Source organism: Flavobacteriales bacterium, assembly GCA_016712535.1.
In the GTDB taxonomy this organism is placed as follows: Bacteria; Bacteroidota; Bacteroidia; order Flavobacteriales_F; family PHOS-HE28; genus PHOS-HE28.
The window spans coordinates 815,468-836,737 of sequence record JADJQW010000003.1 but is presented as its reverse complement, the minus strand read 5'-3'; the positions used below and the strand labels follow the sequence as shown (position 1 = coordinate 836,737).

Annotated in this window: 21 protein-coding genes; 11 read left to right on the top strand and 10 right to left on the bottom strand. The window is 62.3% G+C overall.

Annotated features, from left to right (window positions below; translation table 11 throughout):
- Positions 1-31 precede the first annotated feature (31 nt).
- From IPK70_13830 to IPK70_13800, 7 genes are all read left to right on the top strand, one after another.
- Positions 32-2,587: a T9SS type A sorting domain-containing protein gene (locus IPK70_13830; protein MBK8228239.1), complete on the top strand. Its 2,556-nt coding sequence runs from the start codon at positions 32-34 to the stop codon at positions 2,585-2,587.
- A gap of 340 nt (positions 2,588-2,927) precedes the next feature.
- Entirely contained in the window at positions 2,928-3,113 is a 186-nt protein-coding gene (locus tag IPK70_13825) for a hypothetical protein (protein ID MBK8228238.1), read from the top strand.
- A 243-nt stretch (positions 3,114-3,356) separates the two neighbouring features.
- Positions 3,357-3,773: a hypothetical protein gene (locus IPK70_13820; GenBank protein ID MBK8228237.1), complete on the top strand. Its 417-nt coding sequence runs from the start codon at positions 3,357-3,359 to the stop codon at positions 3,771-3,773.
- 347 nt (positions 3,774-4,120) lie between these two features.
- Entirely contained in the window at positions 4,121-5,038 is a 918-nt protein-coding gene (locus IPK70_13815) for a DJ-1/PfpI family protein (protein MBK8228236.1), read from the top strand.
- A gap of 2 nt (positions 5,039-5,040) precedes the next feature.
- On the top strand, positions 5,041-5,439 hold the full coding sequence (locus IPK70_13810) for a rhodanese-like domain-containing protein (GenBank protein MBK8228235.1): 399 nt from the start codon (positions 5,041-5,043) through the stop codon (positions 5,437-5,439).
- Positions 5,439-5,969: a GNAT family N-acetyltransferase gene (locus tag IPK70_13805; protein ID MBK8228234.1), complete on the top strand. Its 531-nt coding sequence runs from the start codon at positions 5,439-5,441 to the stop codon at positions 5,967-5,969. The genes IPK70_13810 and IPK70_13805 overlap by 1 nt, the downstream gene beginning before the upstream one ends.
- Positions 5,970-5,972: 3 nt before the next feature.
- Positions 5,973-6,428 (top strand): EamA family transporter, encoded by a 456-nt coding sequence (locus tag IPK70_13800; protein ID MBK8228233.1) that lies wholly within the window; start codon positions 5,973-5,975, stop codon positions 6,426-6,428.
- A 203-nt stretch (positions 6,429-6,631) separates the two neighbouring features.
- Here the strand turns inward: IPK70_13800 and IPK70_13795 are convergent, their stop codons facing one another.
- The 4 genes from IPK70_13795 to IPK70_13780 form a co-directional block, all read right to left on the bottom strand.
- The gene (locus IPK70_13795; GenBank protein MBK8228232.1) at positions 6,632-7,786 is read right to left on the bottom strand and encodes a hypothetical protein; all 1,155 of its coding nucleotides are present in this window, start codon (positions 7,784-7,786) and stop codon (positions 6,632-6,634) included.
- A gap of 163 nt (positions 7,787-7,949) precedes the next feature.
- On the bottom strand, positions 7,950-9,482 hold the full coding sequence (locus IPK70_13790; GenBank protein MBK8228231.1) for a T9SS type A sorting domain-containing protein: 1,533 nt from the start codon (positions 9,480-9,482) through the stop codon (positions 7,950-7,952).
- A 164-nt stretch (positions 9,483-9,646) separates the two neighbouring features.
- A complete protein-coding gene (locus tag IPK70_13785) occupies positions 9,647-10,012 on the bottom strand; it encodes a DUF1428 domain-containing protein (protein MBK8228230.1) in 366 nt (121 codons plus the stop codon).
- A 151-nt stretch (positions 10,013-10,163) separates the two neighbouring features.
- A complete protein-coding gene (locus IPK70_13780; GenBank protein ID MBK8228229.1) occupies positions 10,164-10,496 on the bottom strand; it encodes an alkylphosphonate utilization protein in 333 nt (110 codons plus the stop codon).
- A 107-nt stretch (positions 10,497-10,603) separates the two neighbouring features.
- Here IPK70_13780 and IPK70_13775 point away from each other — a divergent pair, with 107 nt between their 5' ends.
- A complete protein-coding gene (locus tag IPK70_13775; protein MBK8228228.1) occupies positions 10,604-10,798 on the top strand; it encodes an RNA-binding protein in 195 nt (64 codons plus the stop codon).
- Positions 10,799-10,813: 15 nt separating this feature from the next.
- Here IPK70_13775 and IPK70_13770 read toward each other — a convergent pair whose 3' ends face one another.
- A complete protein-coding gene (locus IPK70_13770; GenBank protein ID MBK8228227.1) occupies positions 10,814-11,236 on the bottom strand; it encodes a DUF1801 domain-containing protein in 423 nt (140 codons plus the stop codon).
- Positions 11,237-11,304: 68 nt separating this feature from the next.
- On the opposite strand from IPK70_13770, the gene IPK70_13765 reads away from it, so the two are divergent.
- Together IPK70_13765 and IPK70_13760 are read left to right on the top strand one after the other, a co-directional pair.
- Complete coding sequence (locus tag IPK70_13765) at positions 11,305-11,829, top strand: DUF1801 domain-containing protein (GenBank protein MBK8228226.1); 525 nt, start codon at positions 11,305-11,307, stop codon at positions 11,827-11,829.
- Between the two features lie 6 nt (positions 11,830-11,835).
- The gene (locus tag IPK70_13760; GenBank protein MBK8228225.1) at positions 11,836-12,423 is read left to right on the top strand and encodes a YdeI/OmpD-associated family protein; all 588 of its coding nucleotides are present in this window, start codon (positions 11,836-11,838) and stop codon (positions 12,421-12,423) included.
- 84 nt (positions 12,424-12,507) lie between these two features.
- On the opposite strand, the gene guaB is transcribed toward IPK70_13760, so the two are convergent.
- From guaB to IPK70_13745, 3 genes are all read right to left on the bottom strand, one after another.
- Complete coding sequence (gene guaB / locus IPK70_13755) at positions 12,508-14,037, bottom strand: IMP dehydrogenase (GenBank protein ID MBK8228224.1); 1,530 nt, start codon at positions 14,035-14,037, stop codon at positions 12,508-12,510.
- A gap of 33 nt (positions 14,038-14,070) precedes the next feature.
- Positions 14,071-16,128, bottom strand: coding sequence for a gliding motility-associated C-terminal domain-containing protein (locus IPK70_13750; GenBank protein MBK8228223.1), 2,058 nt, complete (start codon positions 16,126-16,128; stop codon positions 14,071-14,073).
- Positions 16,129-16,193: 65 nt separating this feature from the next.
- Positions 16,194-17,144 (bottom strand): nitronate monooxygenase, encoded by a 951-nt coding sequence (locus tag IPK70_13745; GenBank protein MBK8228222.1) that lies wholly within the window; start codon positions 17,142-17,144, stop codon positions 16,194-16,196.
- A gap of 153 nt (positions 17,145-17,297) precedes the next feature.
- Between IPK70_13745 and IPK70_13740 the strand changes: the two genes are divergently transcribed.
- Entirely contained in the window at positions 17,298-18,263 is a 966-nt protein-coding gene (locus IPK70_13740) for an outer membrane beta-barrel protein (protein ID MBK8228221.1), read from the top strand.
- Positions 18,264-18,359: 96 nt separating this feature from the next.
- Here IPK70_13740 and asnB read toward each other — a convergent pair whose 3' ends face one another.
- Both asnB and IPK70_13730 read right to left on the bottom strand, forming a co-directional pair.
- Positions 18,360-20,231, bottom strand: a complete 1,872-nt coding sequence (asnB, locus tag IPK70_13735) for an asparagine synthase (glutamine-hydrolyzing) (protein ID MBK8228220.1) — start codon at positions 20,229-20,231, stop codon at positions 18,360-18,362.
- A gap of 28 nt (positions 20,232-20,259) precedes the next feature.
- On the bottom strand, positions 20,260-21,195 hold the full coding sequence (locus IPK70_13730) for an NAD-dependent epimerase/dehydratase family protein (protein MBK8228219.1): 936 nt from the start codon (positions 21,193-21,195) through the stop codon (positions 20,260-20,262).
- Between the last annotated feature and the right edge of the window lie 75 nt (positions 21,196-21,270).

Genomic DNA, 21,270 nt, shown 5'->3' with positions numbered 1-21,270 from the left:
ATCCCATCACTGACGAGCAAGCTCCATTCCCATGAAACCGTCTCTACGCCTTCTCCTCATCGGTTGCGTGTCGCTCCCCATGGCAGCGCTCGCTCAAACCTATTGCCAACCGGAGTACGTTGATGCCGGTATCTTCGGCCACTACATCGATGGTTTCGAAATGGGAACCATCGACAAAGTCGGTACCGGCGCTACCGCAGCTCCGGGCTTCACGAGCTACACCAACGGAGGTCCCGGCACCTTCACCGCCGTGGCACCTGGCGGCACCTATCAGGCGACCATCACTTCCGGACCCGCCGCCGATATTCAAACGTATTCGATCTGGGTGGACCTGGACCACGACCTCATCTACGAGTCGAACGAGTTGTTGGTGCAAGCCGCAACAAGTGGTGCAGGGGTGCAAGTGACCACGGTGAACATGACGATACCGGCCGAAGCAGCCGTTGGCTATACCAGCATGCGCATCGCGAGCGGAGGTCTGACCGCCCCCACTGAGCCCTGCGGTTACTACCTCTTCGGCGAGACCGAGGACTACATCGTGGTGATCGACAATGGCGCGCCGTGCATACCGGTGTACCTGTACGGAACCACCCAGGAAGACTTCATCAGCGATGTGATCGTCGGCACCATCAACAACAGCGCTTCAGGAACTGGTTCCACACCGTACAGCGACCTCACCCATGCCGGGCCGAACTACATCACGTCATTGACGCCGGATGTGAACACCCCCATGATCATCACCGCCGGCACGCACTACTCGACCATAGACTACCCCAACTATTACTCCGTTTGGGTTGATCTGGACCGGAACGGTGCCTTCTCGCTAACTGAGCGGACCGCCTTGGTCAGCGCCTTCCTTCCCAACCAAGTGGTCTCGTTCAACCTAGTGATTCCGGCTGGAACACCTAACGGCTACACGCGCATGCGCGTGATGTGCACTTATGACACCATACCGAGCGACGCCTGCGGCACCTACGGCTACGGCGAGACCGAGGACTACACCGTGGTGATCGACGATGGCCAAACCTGCATTCCCCTTTACGCGGCGCAAGCCAGCCAAGGCAACTACGTGACCGATGTGCAGTTGGAAGACATGCATTGGACCTCACCGAACGCGCCTGCTTCGGGCTACACCGATGCAACGGAATTCGCAGCGCACCTGCAGGCGGGTGTACCCAGTTCGCTCCACATCACCGGCGGCCCGTTGACAACGCCCGGTACCTATGTGTGGATCGACTGGAACGGCGACGGTTTCGATGCAGGGGATCTGTTGACATTCCTGTTCCAAGGGGTCGAATTCGAGGAGTACACCATTGAGGTCACCCCGCCAGCAGACATGTTCGGCTACGCGCGCATGCGTGTGAGCTCCGTTAGCGAAGAAGTGGGTCCGTGCGATCCTGCTGCGGCCGGCAGCGCCGTGGACTTCGGGCTCGCCGTAGGGCACAGTGGTTGGCCCTGCCTGCCCTTGCTGGGGTATGGCACACAACTCGGCGACGGCTTCGCCAACCCCTCCGTTCAGGGGGTCGCGCAGGCAACGCAAACGGCCTTTCCCTATTACGCCTGGTCGGCTTCCACACCCTACCACTGGGAACGCGGAAGCAGTTACGGGATCAGTTTCGAAGCCGGGGCCTATGTCCCTGAAACGTACCGCGTGTGCATGGACATGAACGACGATGGCGACTTCGCCGATATGAACGAAGTGCTGGCAACCAGTTCCAGTGCCTCCGCCGGACAACTGATGGCGATCGGCTTCACGATACCCGCCAATTGTCCGCCCGGCCAGCACTTCATGCGCCTGCGTGCGAACGATGATGCCAACTACCCGCTGGTGGATCCGTGCGAGGATCAGCTCTACGGACAGATCTTCGATTGGGTGGTCGCCGTGGAAGACCCCAACGGCCCGTGCATTCCCTTCGTCAACGCGTGGACCACGGGCGGCGATTTCATCGATGGTGTGCAACTGGGCACCATCGAGAACATGAGCACCGGCGGCACCTTCGCAGCGGCCTACCGCGACTACACGGCACAGACCGCCGACCTGATGGTGGGGCAGGCCGCGCCCTTGTTCATCACCAGTGGCGCGAACGGAGGCAACAGCTACAGCGCGTGGATCGACTACAACAACGACAACGACTTCGATGATGCGCAGGAATCGCTGGGCTGGATCGTCATTGCGGACCCGTATGCCACGGAGCTGCTCATCTTCAACGTACCACCGGGAACACCGCTCGGCCCCAAGCGCATGCGCGTGCGCTGCGCACCCACCGGCATCAGCGATGCCTGCGTGAGCGCGCCTACCGGTGAGACCGAGGACTATACCGTGAACATCAACGTGAACACCGGCGTAATGGCCGCCACCACCGCCGACCTGCGCCTGCTGCCCACCACCGATGGCGTGCAACTGCTCTCCGATGCCTCCCTCATCGGCAACAGCTATTTGCTCCTCGATGCCACCGGCCGCACGCTCTCCACCGGCCGCATCACCGCCGACCGCACGGACCTGCCCATGACCGACTTCGCGCGCGGCGCTTACACCGTGCAGGTGCACAACGGCGATGCGCGGCAGGTGAAGCGCTTCGTATGGTGAGCCAAGCACACGGCCACTGATCGCCGCAGGGGCTTCGGGAACGAAGGCCTTGCGGCGTTCATCTTGAACTTGCTTTCCATGCGGCGCTGGTTTGCGTAAACCCATTTCAGGACAAGACACCGAAGCCCAGAATCCGAGTCAGCCCATCGCCCTAGGCCATCCTCCAAAGCAGCTGCGCTGCCATCGCACAACGATCCGGCAATTCGGCCGTGGCATCCCGGATATCAGCGTCACCGATCCGACCGGCCACCTTATCAATTGGTGGGGTTGTCGGCGATAGACCCGGCGATGCGATCGTGTTCACTACTATCGCGGATCACGCGGCCTCTACCTTCACGCCATGCTCACCCCGGGTCGTCTCCGCGTAGCGATCATCACCTTGATCGTGTTGATCATGTGCTGCGTCACCGCATCAGCGATACTCAGCCTGCGCGCAGGGCATGCCGCACGGGCAGCATCCACCTTCTTCGCGGGGCTCGCGTTCTCCATCCTCTTCTGGACGCGCCTGCCGAAGAAGGTCGGTTGACCCGTTGCGGTTGAGCCGCTCTTGCCGGTCATCATCCTATTGATTCTGGCAGGGTGCCTAGTGATCGCGGCCCTTGCCGCAAACTTCCGCAGCTGGTCTCGCCGTGCGCGGCCTGTGCGTTCAGACGGACCCTGCGGCCTCGAAGTTGCGCACCTCGTTGCCGCGTGCAGTGGGTCTCGTTCTACCTATCCGTAGGACCCCTCCGCTGAACCTTCCCCTTGCCCTGGTGTACCGCACCGCATCATGCGCACCCGACTACTTGCGGCCCTCCTCTTGCTCGGCACTATCGGTCGTGCCCAGGACACGCTGCCGAATATCATGGACGACCACACGTATTTCGGTCCGATCCATTTCGCGAACGCCACCGATAGCGCCGACTTCATGCATTTCCGAAGAGGTCTGCGGATGGTGCAACGCGCCGACGCCAAGGACACCGCGAAGGTCCAGTACCGCATGGTGTGGAGGGAGGATCAGCACGGTGGCTTTGGGTCGGTGAGCCGAGGGGACAGCAGCGTGTGGCAGCCTCCTGAAAAGGTGTTGTTGGGCCTGTTCATGGGCGGCCCCTTTGTCACCGCGGATGGACGGCGCGGCATGTTGGTGGTGCACGATACCCCTTGCGGTTTGATCTGCCGCAATGCCTGGTACTACGTGGAGGAATGAGGAGGTGGCTTCAGGCCACCGCAGGGCCTCTGTCTTCGGGATCCAGCGCATGATGGCCACGTGATCCGTCCGAACCAAGGGCGTCGGTCGTCGGTGCAGGTCGTCAGGCAATACGTACCCTGTTGGGCGTGACCGTATCCATGCCATCTGATAGTTCGGCCTTGCGATGATGCGGCCAATGCCTTGCGCGGCTGTTGCCTGTGACCCATGCGCTACCGGAACCGACCTCGCACTGCCGCGCACCGCACGTTCGATGGGCCAGCGAATGCCGATGGCACGATCCGTCCGGTTCTTGGCCGTTCTTGATCCGGCACCACTTATACGTTTGCATCGTGAACTGTTGATGGATGAAGCCTCGTGTTGTTCTGCTCCTGCAACCGCGCACCAACTTGCTGGACCTGGGTGGCGTGGCACAAGTCTTCCTTGAGGCCAAGGCACAGGGATTTGATATCACCGTGGAGCATTGCGCGATGGGTGACCCGATCGATACCTCCATCGGGCTCTCGTTCACGGGTGTGAGCGACTTCGGCAAGCAGCGGCTCCAACGCGGCGATCACGTGTTCGTGATCAGTTCGGACATACAGTACGTGCTGTCGAACAGGTTCCAACCGAGCAAGGCGCTCTTGGAGCGGCTGCGCGACGCGCACGAACGCGGTGTCACCATCTGCGGGATCTGCAATGGCGTGTTCCTGCTGGGCAAGGCGGGGCTGCTGGACGGCCGTGCCTGCACCACGCATTGGAAACGCACGGCCCAGTTGCAGCGCATGAACCCCAAAGCCCAAGTGAAGGAGAACATCCTGTTCGTGGAGGATCGCGGCATCATCAGCAGCGCGGGCGCTACCTCAGGCGTGGACGTCGCCCTTCATGTGCTGGCCCGCTTGAAGGGTGAGCAGTTCAGCTTCCGCATCTCGCGCGAGCTGATCGTGTACAAACGGCGCAACGGCTCCGAAGCGCAGCACAGCGTGTACCTGGCCAGCCGGAACCACATGCACACGGGCATCCATCGCGTGCAGGACTGGTTGCAGGAGAACCTCCACCGCCGCACCACCCTGCCCGAACTGGCTGAGCGCGCGAACATGAGCTACCGCAACTTCTGCCGGGTGTTCCGGCGGGAGACCTCGCTCACCGTGCTGGAGTACATCACCCTCCTGCGCAAGGAGCTGATCAACGAACTGCTGAAACAACCGGACCTGTCGCGCCAGCAGATCGCGCAACGCTGCGGCCTGACCAGCGAACGGCACCTCTCACGCATGATCGCCCAATGACCATGAAGCACCAGGACCGCATCGATCACTTCCGACGGAAGCTCGATCACGAGCTCGACAGCGCCGACCTGTACGCCGCCATCGAAGCCGGGGAACGGATCGTGGTGGTGGACACGCGCACACGCGATGCCTACGCCACCGAGCACATCCCGGCAGCCATCAATTTGCCGCATCGTGAAATGAACGAGGGATCCGTTGCCGACCTGGACCGCCACGTGCTCTATGTGACCTATTGCGATGGCATCGGCTGCAACGCCTCCACCAAGGGCGCGCTGAAACTGGCCTCCATGGGCTTCGATGTGAAGGAGCTGGTGGGCGGATTGGACTGGTGGAAGCGCGATGGTCATTCCACCGAAGGGCGTGAAGGGCGTTCGGGCCTGCAATTCCAATGCGCGTGCTGATGGACAGCGCCATCGACATCCGGATCCAGCGCGCGCGGCCGGAGGATGCGCCCGTGGTGGCCTTGCTGGCGCAAGTGACCTTCCGCCAGGCCTTCGGTACGGTATGGAAAGACCCCGTGGTGCTGAAGAACTACCTGCGCGAAACGTTCGCGGTGGAGAAGGTCAGGAACAGCATCGGCAAGCCGAACAACGCTTACTGGCTCGCACTGGCCGATGGACTACCGGTAGGCTACGCGAAGATGAAAAAGCATAGCCCGTACGCGGGTTTGGACGATCCCTCGCCCGCCCAACTCCAGAAGATCTACGTGCTGGACGAGCACATCGGCAACGGCATCGGGGAGAAGCTCCAGGACGATCTGCTCGCCGAAGCGCGCGCCCTCGGTAAGCGCACGCTGTGGCTCGCAGTATGGGTAGGCAACGACAAGGCCATCCGGTTCTACGAACGGCACGGGTTCCGCAAAGCGACGGCCTACGCATACGACTTCCAAGGCATGCACTTCGATTACGACGTGATGACCCGAACGCCTTGACCGATGAAGGCGATCCACTTCGCACTGCCCGCACTGCTCGCGCTCATCGCTGCCTGCGGCAACGCCCTGGTGACCGTGGGCCAGAAGAAGGCCAGCGCCTTCGCGAACCCGTTCCTGTTCGGTGCTTTCTCCCTACTGCTGGCGGCCCTGTGTCTGTTCGCTATCGCCTGCATGCATTCCACCACGGGATGGCGCGCGTACATCGGATCGAACGCGAAGTGGATGGCGGCGAGCGCTGCGGGCCTGGTGCTGCTGAACGTGTTCCTGTACCTCCTCTATCGCAGCAGCGGGGCGGGCGCCTACACGCTGTACGCCTTGCTGGCCATGGGCACCACCTCCGTATTCGTAGCGATGAAGGTGTTCGGCGAACGCATCACCTTCTTCCATTGGATCTCCCTCCTGCTGGCCGCCGCTTCCATCGTGTCCCACTTGACGGGGAGCCTGTCGAGCCGAGGCTGAGGGACAGTGGTCGCACATGGGCCGCCGATGGAGGCATCAGATCTTGCGGGAATTGTTGTTCGCGATCTCCGCAATATCTGCGGAGAATAAACGCCGCCCGCGACCTGTCCGATCTGGTGATGAAGAGAGTCCTGTAGAAGGTCATGGCGGGCGGAGCGCACTTCATGCGGGCGTGATCGATCCGCACAGCCCAAACCGCTGGTTCAATGGCCAGTGATGACGATCGCTGCGCGCGCGACGGTGCTGTCGTCGCGTACCATGGCCGTGTAGCGTCCGGGCGCCAGTTGGGCCGCCGGCATCCATCGCCAGCGCAGGCCATCGCTACCCGCGTGCGGCAGCGAGCGCTCCTCCACCACGCGTCCCATGGCATCGAGCACTTGGAAGCGTGCTCCCGGTAAGACGTGGTCGAGCCGCAATTCAAATGGACCAGTTCCCACGGCGGGCATCACGGCAAGAGTTCCGGTCGCCACCGGGTCTTCCGCGATTCCCACGGCGGGCACTTCGCGCACCACCACGCCGTTGGGGTCGGTCAATCCGTTGCCGCTCGCGAAGAAGCCCAGCGCCGTGCCCGACGCGTCGAACCAATGCACGGCATCCTCGCCCCAGTCGCCCATGAGCAGGTCGCCGTCGGGTGGCAGGAAGGCATGCCCCTCCGGGTTGATGAGTCTGCTGATGTACACGCCGAGGTAGCTTCCGGTGGAGTCGAAGCGCAGCACGTTGCCCACGGTCCAGTCCTGCACCAGCACATCGCCGTTGGCCTCCTGCCAGATGTCGGTGGGGCCTTGCAGGATGGTGCTGTTGATGAACACATCGAGGAAGGTGCCGTCGGCCGCGAAGCGCTGCACCGTGCCGTTGCCGCCGTTGCCGTACACGGAGAGGTAGAAGCGGCCTTGCGCATCCCAGAAGTGGCCCAGCCCGTTGGGCGTGTCGATGCTGGTGAACTCATCCACGAAATCGCCGTCCAGGTCGAAGCGCACCACCTTCTTCTGCACGGTGCCCCATTGGGTCACATAGATCAGGCTGTCAGGGCCGATGGACATCTTGGAAGGCATTTCGAGCGCGTAGCCCGAAGTGAAATCACCGAGGTAGTCGCCGGTGAGACCATCGTAGCGCTTGATGGCGGTGTTGCCGAAGCCGGTGACGAGCACCGAGCCATCGGGATGGAAGAGCACCTGCTCCGGACCGAACAAGCTGCCGGAGCCGGAAGTGATGAACTCGCCGAGGAAGTTGCCGCTGGCATCGTAGCGGTGCACGGCGTTGGTGCCGCGGCTGTTCACCAGAACCTCGTAGGTGGATTGCGCTTGCACGGAGGAGGACAGGCAGCACGCGACAAGTGCAACGGGTATCGATGGTCTCATGGGCGATGGGGTTCGGGGCCGACGTGTTCAGCGCCAAGCCATGAGCAACCTAGGCAGACCGCGCATGCCATCTCCTGCAGAACAACCATCGGTGATGCGCACCAAGGCAGCGGCGTTCCGGGGGATGAACGGTGGCGGCGAAAGGGATGCTGAGCGCGTGACGCTATTCCTTCACGAAGCGCCAGCGCAGACCGGCCGCTTGGAGGATGTAGCTGCCCGCCGACAAGCGGACCACATCGACGCTGTGCTGATCCTGCGTAGTGAAGATCACCCGGCCGTTGATGTCGGTGACCCTGACCACGGCACCGGCCGGCAGCCCGCTCGGCAATTGCAATCGGTCCGTGGCCGGCACAGGATACAAGAGGCCTCTTGGTGCATCCGCCTCGGCAAGGGCTGTGGCCAGGGGCGTCAACTTCGCCACGAACCCATCACCGGCCTGGCCGGTCAGCTGGGCGCGTCCGGCGAGGTAGAGCGCCCCATCGTTGCCCATGACCATGGCGTTCACCTTGCTGTTCTGCGCACCGGGCACGTTCCACGGCTGCCGGAAGAGCCGTGTGCCGCTTGTGTCATACTCGTAGAGATAGGATCCGATATAGGCCGAGGCGATGATCCAACGATCATCGTGCAGGAGCGCATGGTCCATGTTGAGGCAGTAACTGATGTTGCCACCGGTGAGCGTATCGGTCCACAGCACGTTACCCGCGCTGCTCAGCTTGGCCGCTAGCAGATACGGCCCGGGGATGGACGCCTGGAAGGACCCCTCGCCCACTGCGTACACATCGCCCTGCGCATCGCAGCGCAAGTGCCGCACCCGGCCATTCACGCTGCTCAATCCGGGGAAGCCGAAGTCGGTGCTCCAGAGGATCGCGCCGTCGGCGGCCAGTTTGGTGACGTTGAACTGCTGGTTGCGTCCGCCACCGACCAGGACGTGCCCGAGCCCATCGGTGGTCATCGCGTTGTTGTTGTCCGTGGTGCTCACCAGCAGGTCCGTGGTCCAGAGGTGCGTTCCCGCTGATGAGTAACCGACCGCGGCGGAATAGGAACTGCCGTTGCGTGTCCACATTACCACCACCGAGTCGCCGATTGCCTCCACCGCCAGGCCGAGGCCGAAGCCGTTCCAGTTGGTTGGCAGCGGATGGGTGACCCACCACGCCAGATCACCCGAAGCCGTCAGCCTCGCCAGCCCCGGCCTGGTCTGCCCACCGGAAGTGAATCGGCCGGTGAGGTACACCTGGCCTTCGGTGTCCATGGTGGCATCGCCGAAGTCATCACCCGTGTTGGTGCCTGCGGAGTTCAGCACGATCTCGCCGGTCTGGATCCCGCCTGCCGTGTAGCGCTGCACGAGCACATCGTTGGTGCCGGTCTGGTTCTCGTAGTCCCCCAACGCGAGCACGGAGCCGTCGTTCAACTCGAAGATCTTCCACGCGCGCCCGATGCTGTCCGGCAGCCCGTTGATCCACAGCGGAACTCCCGTTCCATCGAACGCCGCCACGTAGAACTCCGCCGTGTTGGCGGGCTTGAACAGGCCGCTGGCGACCAGCTCCCCGCCGGGCAAGAGCACGAGGTCCTCCGCGCTATGGTAGCCGGTGAGCCCATCGAAAAGGCTGATCCACTCCGTGTTGTACTGCGCGCGTCCATCGGCGACCGCAACCGTTAGGGCACCCGCAAGGAGGAAGGGCAGCGATCCATTCTTCATGAGTTGATCCGTTTAAGCCAGCGTACCCAAGTGTACGACGGATCGTTCGCCCTCCGCACGCTGCCCACAAAGCTGCCGCCCACGCATCCATCGGCGTCCCGCAGCTTGTTGAGCGTCGGCTTTGCCGGGTGTTCCGGCGATGTGAATCACGAACGGCGGAAGGGTCACCCACCTACCAGCACCCTGAAGCCGCCCACCGTCATGCGCTTCATATCGAAGGGCGGATTCCTGGGGTCCATCATCTTCTCCATGCGCGGATCGGCCATGATCTTCTTCATGATGCTGTTGCGGTGCGCTTTCGATCGGTACAATATCCAGGAGAAGAGCACGGTCTCCCCCGCCTTCGGCTTCACGATGCGCGGAAAGGTGGCCGTGATGCCCTCGGGGGTGAGGTCGTCCCCCACGCACTCGAAATAGGCGAGCGCGCCGTATTCCATCCAGATCTTCTTCGCCTTGGCGGCGATGACGCGGTATTCCTTCAGTTTGTGTTCAGCGATGGGGATCACGAATCCATCCACGTACTGGGCCATGCGTGTTGGGTTTGAGGTCGACGGAATGCCTGCCCGAAGTTAGATGGCACGCGCGGCAACCGGAACAAGCCTGCCCCCATCCACGCGCCCCTTCGTCCGTCAGGCTCTGCGCCCGGCGAGGGCACCGAGGACGAGCGGCATGCGCATGCGGCTACGCCTTCTTCACATACATGCTCTTCAGCGCCATGGCCCCGAAGCCTTCGATCCAGCAATCGATGTTGTGATCGCCTTCCACGAGCTTGATGCCGCGCACCTTGGTGCCCGCCTTCAGCGCTTTCGGGGCGCCTTTCACGGCCAGGTCCTTCACCATCACCACATCGTCGCCATCGTGGAGCACGTTGCCATTGGCATCCTTCACCACCAGGCCGGCCTCAGGCATCTCATCCGGATTCCACTCATGCCCGCACTCCGCGCACATCAGCGAGGTGCCGGTCGGATACGTGATGAGCGATGCGCATTCGGGGCACTTGGCGTTCTCGGGCATGGTGATGGGTTCGCGCGCGAAAGTACCCGGCTGTCCGTGACCAGAAGCTTGCATCCATCATCCGCCAACGAGGCCAGCGCGCATCTTTGCGCAACATCATGCGGCCTATGCCTGATCCCAAGACCACATCCCTGAGGGACGGCGACAGGTGCATCGTCGTAGCCGGCACGCACAAAGGCAAGAGCGGCATCGCCCGCGACCTGAACATCAGCAAGAGCGGCCACCTCACCATCACCGTGGTGCAGGCTGATGGCGTGCGTTTCAAGACGCTAGGGCGAAACGTGAGCGTTGCGAACGAGTGAACGCGCCCTGCAGACTTACCTCACGCGCATCTTCTCCAGCCCCTTCACCCCTTTCACGATCAGCTCCTCCAGCACCTTCGCATCCACATCGCTCAGGCGCCTGAAATACAAGCAGCCCTTGCCCGTGCTGTGCTTGCCGAGCTTCTTCAGCTGCGCTGCCGACTTGTCGAGGCCCGTAAGGATGTACAACGAGAGGTTCGCCTTGCGCGGACTGAAACCGGTGAGCATCCATTCCCCTTCGCGGCCGCTGGCCCCCTTGTAGTGGTAGCGCCCGAAGCCCACGATGCTGGCGCCCCACATGCGCGGCTCCTCGCCGGTGATCTTCTTCATCAGCTTCATGATCGCGCGGCAATCGGCGGCGACTTCTTCGCTCTGTTCCGCGATGAAGGCTTCCACGCTGGCATCGTTCTCCTTGGTCTTGAGTTCAGCTTTGGCCATGGCGTTTGGTGTCACGCAAAGATGATCGGGCGCACCGTGCTTCAACCGGCCCTGCTTTACTTCGGGCCATGCCAGCGAAGAAAGCCCAAGGCACGAAGAAGACAACTACGCCTGCCAAGTCGAGGAATACAACGACCCGACCAACGGCGAAGACCCTGCGGTCGATGAAGGCGGGTGTCGCGAAACCCAAGGTGAAACTGTTGAGCGGCGGCAATCCGCAGATCGCCAAGGGCGATGGCGATGCGCCGGTGCAGGCGTACATCGCCGCGATGCCCGGCTGGAAGCGCGCGATCGGGGAGCGGCTCGATGCGCTTCTGGAAGAGCACATCCCGAAGCTGCAGAAGGCCGTGAAATGGAACTCACCGTTCTATGGGGTGGAAGGCCAGGGCTGGTTCATCGCCACGCACGTGTTCAACGAATTCGTTCGCATCACCTTCTTCTTTGGGCAGTCGTTGAAGCCGCTGCCACCCGGACCGAGCAAGGACAAGAACGCCCGCTACCTCGACATCTACGAGAGCGGCATCGAGGACGAGAAGCAACTGGTGAGCTGGCTGAAGCAAGCGGCGGCGCTTCCCGGCTGGTTGAATCATTGATCGATCATGAACGGACCGAATCCACGAGTAGACTGGTTCTTCGACAAGGATGGACCATGGAAAGCATCTTTCGCGAAGCTTCGTGAGCTGGCGCTGGACACCGGCCTCACCGAAGAACTCAAGTGGGGGCACCCCTGCTACACGCTGAAGGGGAAGAACGTCTTCCTCATGCACGGTTTCAATGAATACTGCGCGCTGCTCTTCCACAAGGGCGCGCTCCTGATGGACGATCATGGCATCCTGGTGCAACAGACGCCCAATGTTCAGAGCGCTCGGCAGATCCGTTTCAGCAGCCTGAAGGTGATCAAGGACATGGCCCCGTTGATCCGTAGCTACATGGAGCAGGCCATCGCTGTGGAGAGGGCGGGCATGAAGGTGCCGTTGAAGCCAGCGCAGGAATTCGCGATCCCCGAAGAGTTCGCCGCGAGGCTGAAGGCCATGCCTGCGCTGAAGAAAGCATTCCAAGCGCTCACGCCGGGAAGGCAGCGCGGCTACCTCTTGCATTTCGCCGGAGCCAAGCTGAGCAAGACTCGCGAAGCGCGCATCGAGAAGCACATGCAGCGGATCCTGGCGGGGAAAGGCCTGGATGACTAAGCCGATCAGCTGTTCCTAACTGGCATCGACTGAAGTTGCCGCAGCCATGGTCCGCTTGACCGCGACCAACCGAACAGCTACCGATCAGAGGTGACTGTAATTCGGGGCCTCACGCGTGATGTACACATCGTGCGGATGGCTCTCCTTCACACCAGCCGAGGTGATCCGGATGAATCGCGCATGCTTCAAGGCGTCCATGTCCGGTGCGCCGCAATAGCCCATGCCGGCGCGAAGCCCCCCTACGAGCTGATGCACCACTTCAGCGAGCTTGCCTTTGTAGGGCACCCGGCCAGAGATGCCTTCGGGCACCAGCTTTTTGATATCGTCCTCCATATCCTGGAAGTAGCGGTCCTTGCTGCCTTGCTGCATGGCCTCGATGCTGCCCATGCCGCGGTAAGCCTTGAAGCGCCGGCCTTCGTAGATGATGGTCTCGCCGGGGCTCTCCTCAACGCCGGCGAACATGCTGCCCACCATCACGGTTCCGGCGCCGGCCGCCAGGGCCTTCACGATATCGCCCGTGTAGCGGATGCCCCCATCAGCGATCACGGGGACGCCGGTGTGCGCGATCGCGCTGGCGCAATCGAGCACCGCCGTGAGCTGCGGAACGCCCACGCCCGCGATCACGCGCGTGGTGCAGATGCTGCCGGGCCCAATGCCCACCTTTACCGCATCCGCGCCAGCTTCAACCAGGGCCAGAGCGGCTTCCGCCGTGGCGATGTTCCCGGCCACCACATCCACGCCGGCGAAGGCAGCCTTCACTTGTTTCACCATGTTGATCACGCCCTTGGTGTGGCCGTGGGCGGTATCGATCACCAGGGCATCAACGCCGGCATCAACCAGCGCCTTCGCGCGCTCCATGCTGTCCGCAGCAATGCCGATGGCCGCGGCCACGCGCAGACGGCCCAAACGGTCCTTGCATGCGTGCGGGTGCTGCTTGAGCTTGAGGATGTCCTTGTAGGTGATGAGGCCGACGAGCTTGCCCTCCGGGTCCACCACGGGCAGCTTCTCGATCTTGTGGCTCTGGAGCACGTCCTCGGCCTGGGCCATGGTGGTATCAGGCTTGGCGGTGACGATGTTCTTTGAGGTCATCACCTCGGCCACCGGACGGGCCATCTTCTTCTCGAAACGCAGGTCGCGGTTGGTGACGATGCCGACCAGGAACCCGTCGGAATCGACCACCGGGATGCCTCCGATGCGGTTCTCGGCCATCAGGCGCAGCGCATCGCCTACGGTGGCGTGCCGGTCGAGCTTCACGGGATCGAGGATCATGCCGCTCTCGCTGCGCTTCACCCGGCGCACCTCTGCGGCTTGCTCCGCCACCAGCTGGTTCTTATGGATGACGCCGATGCCGCCCTGCTGCGCGATGGCGATGGCCAGCTCGGCACTGGTCACGGTGTCCATCGCGGCCGAGACCACGGGCACGTTCAGGCGGATGTTGCGGGAGAAATGCGAGCGCACATCCACGTCGCGGGGCAGCACCTCGCTGTAGGCAGGTACCAAGAGGACGTCATCGTAAGTGAGGCCCTCGCCGGTGAACTTGTCGTTGGGGAGCTTCCCGTTGGAGGGAAGGGCGCTGGCGTTTTTGCCCTGCGCTGCGGTTGCCGATCGTTCCATGCACAAAGGTAAACACCTGCCCGGAAGACCGGATCAATCGTCGCGGAGAAGCAGCACCGTTCCGCGCTTCACCACCATGCGGCCGGCGCCATTGCGCACGCTGCAGTAGTACGCATAGATCCCCTGCGGCATCACCTGGCTGCCCACCACGCCGTCCCAACCATCCTCCACGCGCTCGGTCTCCCAGATCACCTGGTTCCAACGGTTGATGATCACGAACCGGTATTCGGTCACATCGCCGAAGCCGATGATGGGCCTGATCTCGCGGTTCGCTTCAATGGCGCTGCCGATGATGAAGGCGTTCGGGATGTATATGAGCTCCTGCTGGAAGGCGCAGGCGTTATTGCTCGTGGAGGTGGCGTTGATGCCGGACGGGTTGCCCGCCTCGATGGCGACCACGTAGTAGCAGAAGTTCCCGGTCTCAGCCACGAAGGCATTCACGTCATCGTCGTACTCCCAGGGATCACTCGGGAGCAGCGCGATCTGCTCGAAGGCGCCATCGGCCACGCTGCGGTACACAGCGTAGCCCGCCACGGTCCCAGCCCATTGGATGTACCCATTCCAATTGAGCCGATTGATGCCATCGAGGCCCGGTTCGGCTTTGAGGACGATGTTCGCACCGAGGTTGCTCGTCACGGATGCGCTACCGCAGCTATCGAGCACTTGCATCCGATAGCGGTAGCCGTTCAACGACGGATCAACGCCCAGGTCAGTATAGGTGATCACCGGCCCTGCCGTGGCCGGGAAGATGGCCACTTCGTCATAGGCGGCGCCATTCACCGAACGCTCCAGCCGGTAGCCGCTCACTTGGGCGTTGAAGTCGACGCTGTCGATCACCGCGATCGCGTCAGGCGCCGTGACGGTGACGGTGCGGATGTAATTCCCGACCGGCAACTGGGGGTATTCCGTGAAACGGCAGGTCTTGTTGCTTAGCGAACTCGGAAGCCCCGGCCCTTGGATCGCCTTCACGATATAACAATACGTCTGACCCGGCTGGACATCGTGCTGGCAGGTGGTGGCATCGCCCGGAAGATTGGCGAGCACGGCCCAAGTGCCGCCATTGAACTGAACAAGGACCTGGATGCTGAGCGGCGCCCATCCTACATAGGGCGACCAGATGATTCGCGTTCTCGCGGCGCAACGATCGTACTCGGTACGGGCGAACATGGTGCTGTGGGAGGCACCGGTGGCACTGGTGTTGGGGCTCGGCGGCGTTCCTGAGAAACAGGTGTCGAAAGAGGCGATGGTGAAGGACTCCGGTCCGCCGAAAGGATAGCTGTCCGGCCAGGTGTAGCTGTTGTTGAATTGCCCGAACACCGTATCGATGATCACATCGCCACCGGGGCCGTTGTACACGACGATGTACCCGTCGGTGTCGGGCTGTGGGCTCGGTCCCCAGATGACCGTGCTCAGCCCACTGGTGCTATCCACGCTGACGGCCTGCACCACCGGCACCGAAGGCGGGGTGACATCGCGGAAAACCTCTCCGTCGCGATTGCTGAAAGAGATGCACCCATTAGCATCGGCCAGGCCTACACGGAACGTGAGCGAATCCTCGCAGATATCGACCACCCATTGGTAGGCGAAGGTGTTGGTGGGCACGGTGGCAATCTGCGTCCAAGTGCCAATCGGATACTCGAGCCAAATAGTGAAATCAGCGGACGAGGTGGATGAGGTCGCAGGCGCGTTCCATGAAAGGTTGGCACTGCCCAGCGGCGTGCTCTGGAACACTTGGAGGAAGAGCGTGGCAATGGTATCGCTCGGCACCGATACCTCCGGCGGCACTGCGTTGGTGGCTGATGCCATGAAATAGAACTGCGGACCCGCATTCGCCCCGGCACCAGCGTGCAAGAAGCTGGTGGTGCCGCAAGGCACATTGGTCACAAGGGCGAACGGCCCTAAAGGCGAGTTGGCATGCCAGATCTGGTATTGACCGCAAATGCCATTAGGGTCCAAGGGTATTGTCCAGGAGAGCGTCACGTCGCCGCTGACATCGACCGTGGCGCAGTGCGGCACCGGCGGATCAAGCGCCTGACCTGCAATGCCCGATGCGAGCACGCTGCCCCCGAAAAAGGCGGCAGCCCTTGCCATGCGGTTCGCACGCTTCATCACTGCTATAAGACGCTTCAGCATAGGGTCTTGTTGCCACCAGAGCATCATGCTGATGGAAGGGCGCACAATTGCGTGCGCGCGGCTTCGTACTCCGAGATCATCTGCCCGAGTATCGTGGCCGCCGGAAGCACATCCGAGAATCGGGCGCTCACCTGGCCGATTTCCAATTCGCCTTCGTCGAGATCTCCTTCGAACATCCCCTTCTTGGCTCGTCCACGTCCAAGCAATTGCTTTAATCCATCTGCATCAACCCCCTGATTGTATGCCGATTGAACTCGACCGAAAAAAGCGTTCTTCAAGAGGCGGACGGGGGTGATCTCCTTCAGGGTAAGCAGCGTATCGCCCTCCCCCGCTTGAGCGACTTGCTCCTTGAACGCAGGGTGCGCCGAACTCTCCTCGGAACAAACGAACCGGCTGCCCACCTGTACGCCATCGGCTCCCAAGGCCATCGCTGCGAGCATGCTGCGTCCATCGCAGATGCCGCCCGCCGCAATCAAGGGGATGCTGATCGCATCACGGACCAAGGGTACCAGCACGAGCGTGGTGGTCTCCTCACGCCCATTGTGCCCGCCTGCCTCAAATCCCTCGGCCACAACAGCATCCACGCCGGCCTTCTCGGCTTTCACGGCGAACTTGACGCTGCTGACCACATGCACCACCCTGATTCCTTGGTCCTTGAGCCGGCTCGTCCAGGTTGCAGGGTTGCCCGCCGATGTGAACACGATGGGCACCTGTTCCTCCGCGATGATGGCCATGTGCTGATCGATGTCGGGATAAAGCATGGGCACATTCACGCCGAACGGCCTTTCGGTGGCCGCCTTGCACTTGCGGATGTGCTCGCGCAGCACTTCCGGGTACATGCTGCCGGCACCGATCAGCCCCAAGCCACCTGCATTGCTCACCGCCGAGGCAAGCCGCCATCCCGAGCACCAGATCATGCCGGCTTGGACCACCGGGTACCGGATGCGGAAAAGGCTGGTGATGCGCGGATTCATGCGAGATTCGACGAAAGGCCGGCAAATCTAGGCGAGCAAGCTCCGGACCCCGTGGGATCGGGTGTTGAAAAAGCCTTGCCCATGAAGATCGTTCAGGGTACCGGTTCTTTCCTAAGTTTGCGCGTCATCCATCACGCTCCCAACGCCTTGCGCATGCGCCTTGCTACGCTTCGACTACCGCTCCTTTTCCTGGCTCTGGCAGCCCTATCAACGTCAAAGGCCCAATACGCCTGGGACATCGGCTTCCACATCGGCGGAGCTAACTATCTGGGCGAGATGGGCGGCAAGGACCAGCCCCGTCGCGACTTCATCTGGGACATGAAGCTCAGCCAGACGCGCTGGGCCATCGGCGGCTTCGCACGCCGGAAGCTCAATCGTTCTTTCTCGATCAGCACCGGGTTGATGTACATGCGGCTCCAAGGCGCTGATGCCCTTACCGAGAGCTATCGTCCCCGCCGTGGCCGCAATCTGAACTTCCGCAATGACCTGATCGAGTGGTACATCCGACCGGAATTCACCATCTTCCAGGATAATGATGTCGGAGGCCGCGGCCGTTACAAGACCGACTTCCGCCTGTTCGGCTATGTGGGCGTGGGCGTCTACTACCACAACCCGAAAGGACAGATCAACAGGGAGGGAGCCTTCTACAATCTTCAGCCCCTCAATACGGAGTTGGCGGATTATTCCCGCTTCGGCGCGAGCATTCCGGCGGGCATCGGGTTCCACTTCACGAAGAAGCGCCGGCACCGCTACGGCTTCGATATCGGCTGGCGCACCACCTTCACCGATTACATCGATGATGTGAGCACCACGTACAAGAATCCGGATCTGCTTCCGGGAGGTGCTACCGGCGATGCGGCTCAACTGGCTGACCAAAGCTCATACGCCTACGCCCTCGACCCCACCCTGCCGGATCCCAATAACTATGGATGGGGCTCGTTGCAAGCCAACGGCCAGCCCGAGAACATCCGCGGCGATCCCACGCACAACGACAGCTACTTGACCTTGACCTTCACCTACAGCTACGTGCTGCGCGGCCAATCCAACTTCTACCGCCAGCGCTATAGCTGGATTCGTGGCGGTAAGCGCGTGGGCCGCAAGTCGAGGGCGAAGTTCTGATTGCGCATAGCGGCGGACCTTGCCCGCCGAGTTCGAAGGCCGGGCCAAGAGCCCGGCCTTCGTTATTAGCGGCCCGAGTCCATCCCAAACACCCGCCTATTCGATCCCGTGCCGCTCGAGCCAATCGCCCAGGACCACCAGCGACCAGAGCCGCGACCAGTTCACGCGCTTGTCGCCAGCCAGGAAGCGCCGCCACTGATTGACTGCGGCCCCCGACCTGAACTCGGGCCGTGCATCCAAGCGTGCGATGCGCTCTTCGCAGAATGCACGAAGTTCGTTGCGCATCCAAAGCTCCCACGGCAGCGTGAAGCCCATCTTCGGGCGGTTCACGATTTCCGCTGGCAGCAGGTCGCCGAGCGAATCGACCAACAGCTGCTTCGGGCTGTGCGGGTACTTCTGCGCATCGCTCACGCCGAGCACGAACTCGACCAATTCGTGGTCGAGGAAAGGCACGCGCACCTCCAGCGCATGCGCCATGCTCATCTGGTCCGTGTCGCGCAACAGCACGCTCTGCAGGTAGGTTGACAATTCGCCAAGGGAAACCTGGCTGAGGAACGGCAGAGCATGCCCGGCGTCGTCTCGGATCAGGCCACGCATCACCGAAGACGCGCTTTTGGCTGGCAGGGAATCGCGCTTCAGCAACTGCCGAAGCTCGGCATCGGTGCGCGTGAGCCTGGAGACCGGGAAAGTATCATCGACGCTGAATGCAGGCAAACGCAGCAACTCGCCGAGCTTCTCACTGGTGATTCCCGGTCGGGCGGCAGAAATGACTGAGGCGGCCAATGACCTCAGCCCGCGCGGGAACTGCGTCACCCACCGCTTCTTCCACAAAGCGAGGGTTCGCGTGAAAACCGGATAGCCCGCGAAAACCTCATCGCCGCCCAGTCCGCTCAGGGCCATGGTGATGCCTGCCTCCTTGGTCACCTTCGAGACCACGTAGGTGTTGGGGCCATCGGCGCTGGGATGATCCATTGCCGCAAGCGCATCGGGCAGCATGCGCAGCATGTCATCAGGCTGCAAGCGGATCGCGGTGTGCTCGGTGCGGAACTTCCCGGCCACCAACCGCGCGTACTTCTCTTCGCTGAAGGCTTCTTCGTTGAAGACCACCGAGAAGGTGTGGACAGGCTGTGAGCTGGCCTGCGCCATGAGCCCCACGACCGCGCTGCTATCGATGCCGCCGCTGAGGAAGGCGCCGAAGGGAACGTCGCTGACCAAACGCTTCTCCACGGCGCGTGAAAGCCGATTATGCACTTCCTTCTTCACCGCTCCGATCGGCAAGTGCTCCGCCGAGCGATCCACCGCGGCAACCAGGTCGTACCAGCGCTCGATGCGGACTTCCTGGTCGCTTATCCGCATCCAATGACCGGCCTCCAGCATGCGGACGTCCTGCACCATGGTAGCTGGCGCGTGAACGGTCTGGTAGCGGAGGTGATCGACAAGCGCATCGGCGTCCAAGCGCCGAGGCACCAGCCCGGTGGCCAGCAGGGCGCGCAGCTCACTGGCGAAGAGCAGATGCCTGTCGTCGCGGTACCAATAGAGCGGCTTGATGCCCATGCGGTCGCGCGCGATGAAGAGCTCATCGCTCAGCGCATCGTGCACGGCGAAAGCGAACATGCCATGCAGGCGATGCAAGCATGCGGCGCCCCAGCACGCGAAGGCGGCCAGCAGCACTTCGGTGTCCGAACCGGTGCGCCAGGGCCACTCAAGCTGCTTCCTCAGCTCGCGGTAGTTGTAGATCTCGCCATTGAAGGCGAGGGCATAGCGGCCATCGGCGCTCACGAAGGGCTGGTTGCTATCGGGCGAGAGGTCGATGATGCTCAGGCGCCGGTGGCCCAGGACCGCATTGCTGCGCCTGAGCACGCCTGCAGCATCGGGCCCGCGATGGGCCATGGCATCGGTCATCCGCTGCGCGATGCCCTCCGGATCGGCGATCCCTTCAAGCCCGTGGATGCCCGCTATGCCGCACATGTTCAGCCGGAGCGTGCGCGCCGATGGATCAGTTTGACACGGTGGCGAGGGCGATGATGCGCTCCAGCCCTTCGCGCAACGGAAGCGGCTCGCGGCCCAATAGCGCACGCATGCGGGTGATGTCGGGCATGCGCCTCGTCATGTCACCCTCTTCAAGGGGCGGCAGGTGCACGATGCGCGATGAGCTGCCGGTGATCTCGATGATCATGCGCGCAAGTTCCTTGATGGGCAATTCGGCATCGCTCCCGATGTTGACCACATCGTTGAGCACCTCGTTGCCATGGAAGGCCGACAGGCAGGCATCGGTGTTGTCGTCGATGTAGCAAAAGGTGCGCGTCTGCATGCCATCGCCATACAAGGTGATGTCGTCATTGGCCAATGCCGCGCGGATGAACTTGCTCACCACGAAGTCGCGGCTCTGCTTGGGGCCGTACGTGTTGAAGAAGCGGAACACGGTGTACTCCAGCCCGAACTCCTTCTGGTAGCTGCGAAGGAAGGCCTCGCCGATGTTCTTCACGATGGCGTAAGGCAGCTTGCTGTTGAGCGGCGTGGTGCGCTCGTTCTGCGGGATCTCCACCGGCTCGCCGTACACCTCGCTGCTGCTGCTGTAGAGCACGCGCTTCACCCCGGTGTTCTTCGAGAGGTCGAGGATGTTGCGGATGCCATCGATGTCGCGCAGCACCATCACCGGATTGTCGGTGGTGCGCTTCACCCCCACCACGGCTGCATAGTGGAACACGTATTCGAAGCCGTGGGCGTAGAACACGGCGCTGATGTCCTCGAAGCGGTTCACATCGCACTTGATGAAGCGCATGTTTGCGGGCAACTGGGCCGGCAGCTTGCGCCGGTCGCCAGTGAGGAGGTTGTCCACCACCACTACTTCATGCTTCGGGTCGCTGGCGAGCTTCAGGGCGAGGTCGCTGGCGATGAAGCCGGCGCCGCCGGTGACTAGGATGCGTGACATGCGGTTGCGAATGTAGTTGGGCTTGCTTCGCCCCGCATTCCAGCGGCGCTCGCAACCACCGTTTGCAGGTTCAAG

Bases quoted from the DNA above. Each gene is read 5' to 3' on its own strand.
- IPK70_13830 (MBK8228239.1), top strand. From the start codon at position 32: ATGAAACCGTCTCTACGCCTTCTCCTCATCGGTTGCGTGTCGCTCCCC.
- IPK70_13825 (MBK8228238.1), top strand. From the start codon at position 2,928: ATGCTCACCCCGGGTCGTCTCCGCGTAGCGATCATCACCTTGATCGTG.
- IPK70_13820 (MBK8228237.1), top strand. From the start codon at position 3,357: ATGCGCACCCGACTACTTGCGGCCCTCCTCTTGCTCGGCACTATCGGT.
- IPK70_13815 (MBK8228236.1), top strand. From the start codon at position 4,121: ATGAAGCCTCGTGTTGTTCTGCTCCTGCAACCGCGCACCAACTTGCTG.
- IPK70_13810 (MBK8228235.1), top strand. From the start codon at position 5,041: ATGAAGCACCAGGACCGCATCGATCACTTCCGACGGAAGCTCGATCAC.
- IPK70_13805 (MBK8228234.1), top strand. From the start codon at position 5,439: ATGGACAGCGCCATCGACATCCGGATCCAGCGCGCGCGGCCGGAGGAT.
- IPK70_13800 (MBK8228233.1), top strand. From the start codon at position 5,973: ATGAAGGCGATCCACTTCGCACTGCCCGCACTGCTCGCGCTCATCGCT.
- IPK70_13795 (MBK8228232.1), bottom strand. From the start codon at position 7,786: ATGAGACCATCGATACCCGTTGCACTTGTCGCGTGCTGCCTGTCCTCC.
- IPK70_13790 (MBK8228231.1), bottom strand. From the start codon at position 9,482: ATGAAGAATGGATCGCTGCCCTTCCTCCTTGCGGGTGCCCTAACGGTT.
- IPK70_13785 (MBK8228230.1), bottom strand. From the start codon at position 10,012: ATGGCCCAGTACGTGGATGGATTCGTGATCCCCATCGCTGAACACAAA.
- IPK70_13780 (MBK8228229.1), bottom strand. From the start codon at position 10,496: ATGCCCGAGAACGCCAAGTGCCCCGAATGCGCATCGCTCATCACGTAT.
- IPK70_13775 (MBK8228228.1), top strand. From the start codon at position 10,604: ATGCCTGATCCCAAGACCACATCCCTGAGGGACGGCGACAGGTGCATC.
- IPK70_13770 (MBK8228227.1), bottom strand. From the start codon at position 11,236: ATGGCCAAAGCTGAACTCAAGACCAAGGAGAACGATGCCAGCGTGGAA.
- IPK70_13765 (MBK8228226.1), top strand. From the start codon at position 11,305: ATGCCAGCGAAGAAAGCCCAAGGCACGAAGAAGACAACTACGCCTGCC.
- IPK70_13760 (MBK8228225.1), top strand. From the start codon at position 11,836: ATGAACGGACCGAATCCACGAGTAGACTGGTTCTTCGACAAGGATGGA.
- guaB (MBK8228224.1), bottom strand. From the start codon at position 14,037: ATGGAACGATCGGCAACCGCAGCGCAGGGCAAAAACGCCAGCGCCCTT.
- IPK70_13750 (MBK8228223.1), bottom strand. From the start codon at position 16,128: ATGGCAAGGGCTGCCGCCTTTTTCGGGGGCAGCGTGCTCGCATCGGGC.
- IPK70_13745 (MBK8228222.1), bottom strand. From the start codon at position 17,144: ATGAATCCGCGCATCACCAGCCTTTTCCGCATCCGGTACCCGGTGGTC.
- IPK70_13740 (MBK8228221.1), top strand. From the start codon at position 17,298: ATGCGCCTTGCTACGCTTCGACTACCGCTCCTTTTCCTGGCTCTGGCA.
- asnB (MBK8228220.1), bottom strand. From the start codon at position 20,231: ATGTGCGGCATAGCGGGCATCCACGGGCTTGAAGGGATCGCCGATCCG.
- IPK70_13730 (MBK8228219.1), bottom strand. From the start codon at position 21,195: ATGTCACGCATCCTAGTCACCGGCGGCGCCGGCTTCATCGCCAGCGAC.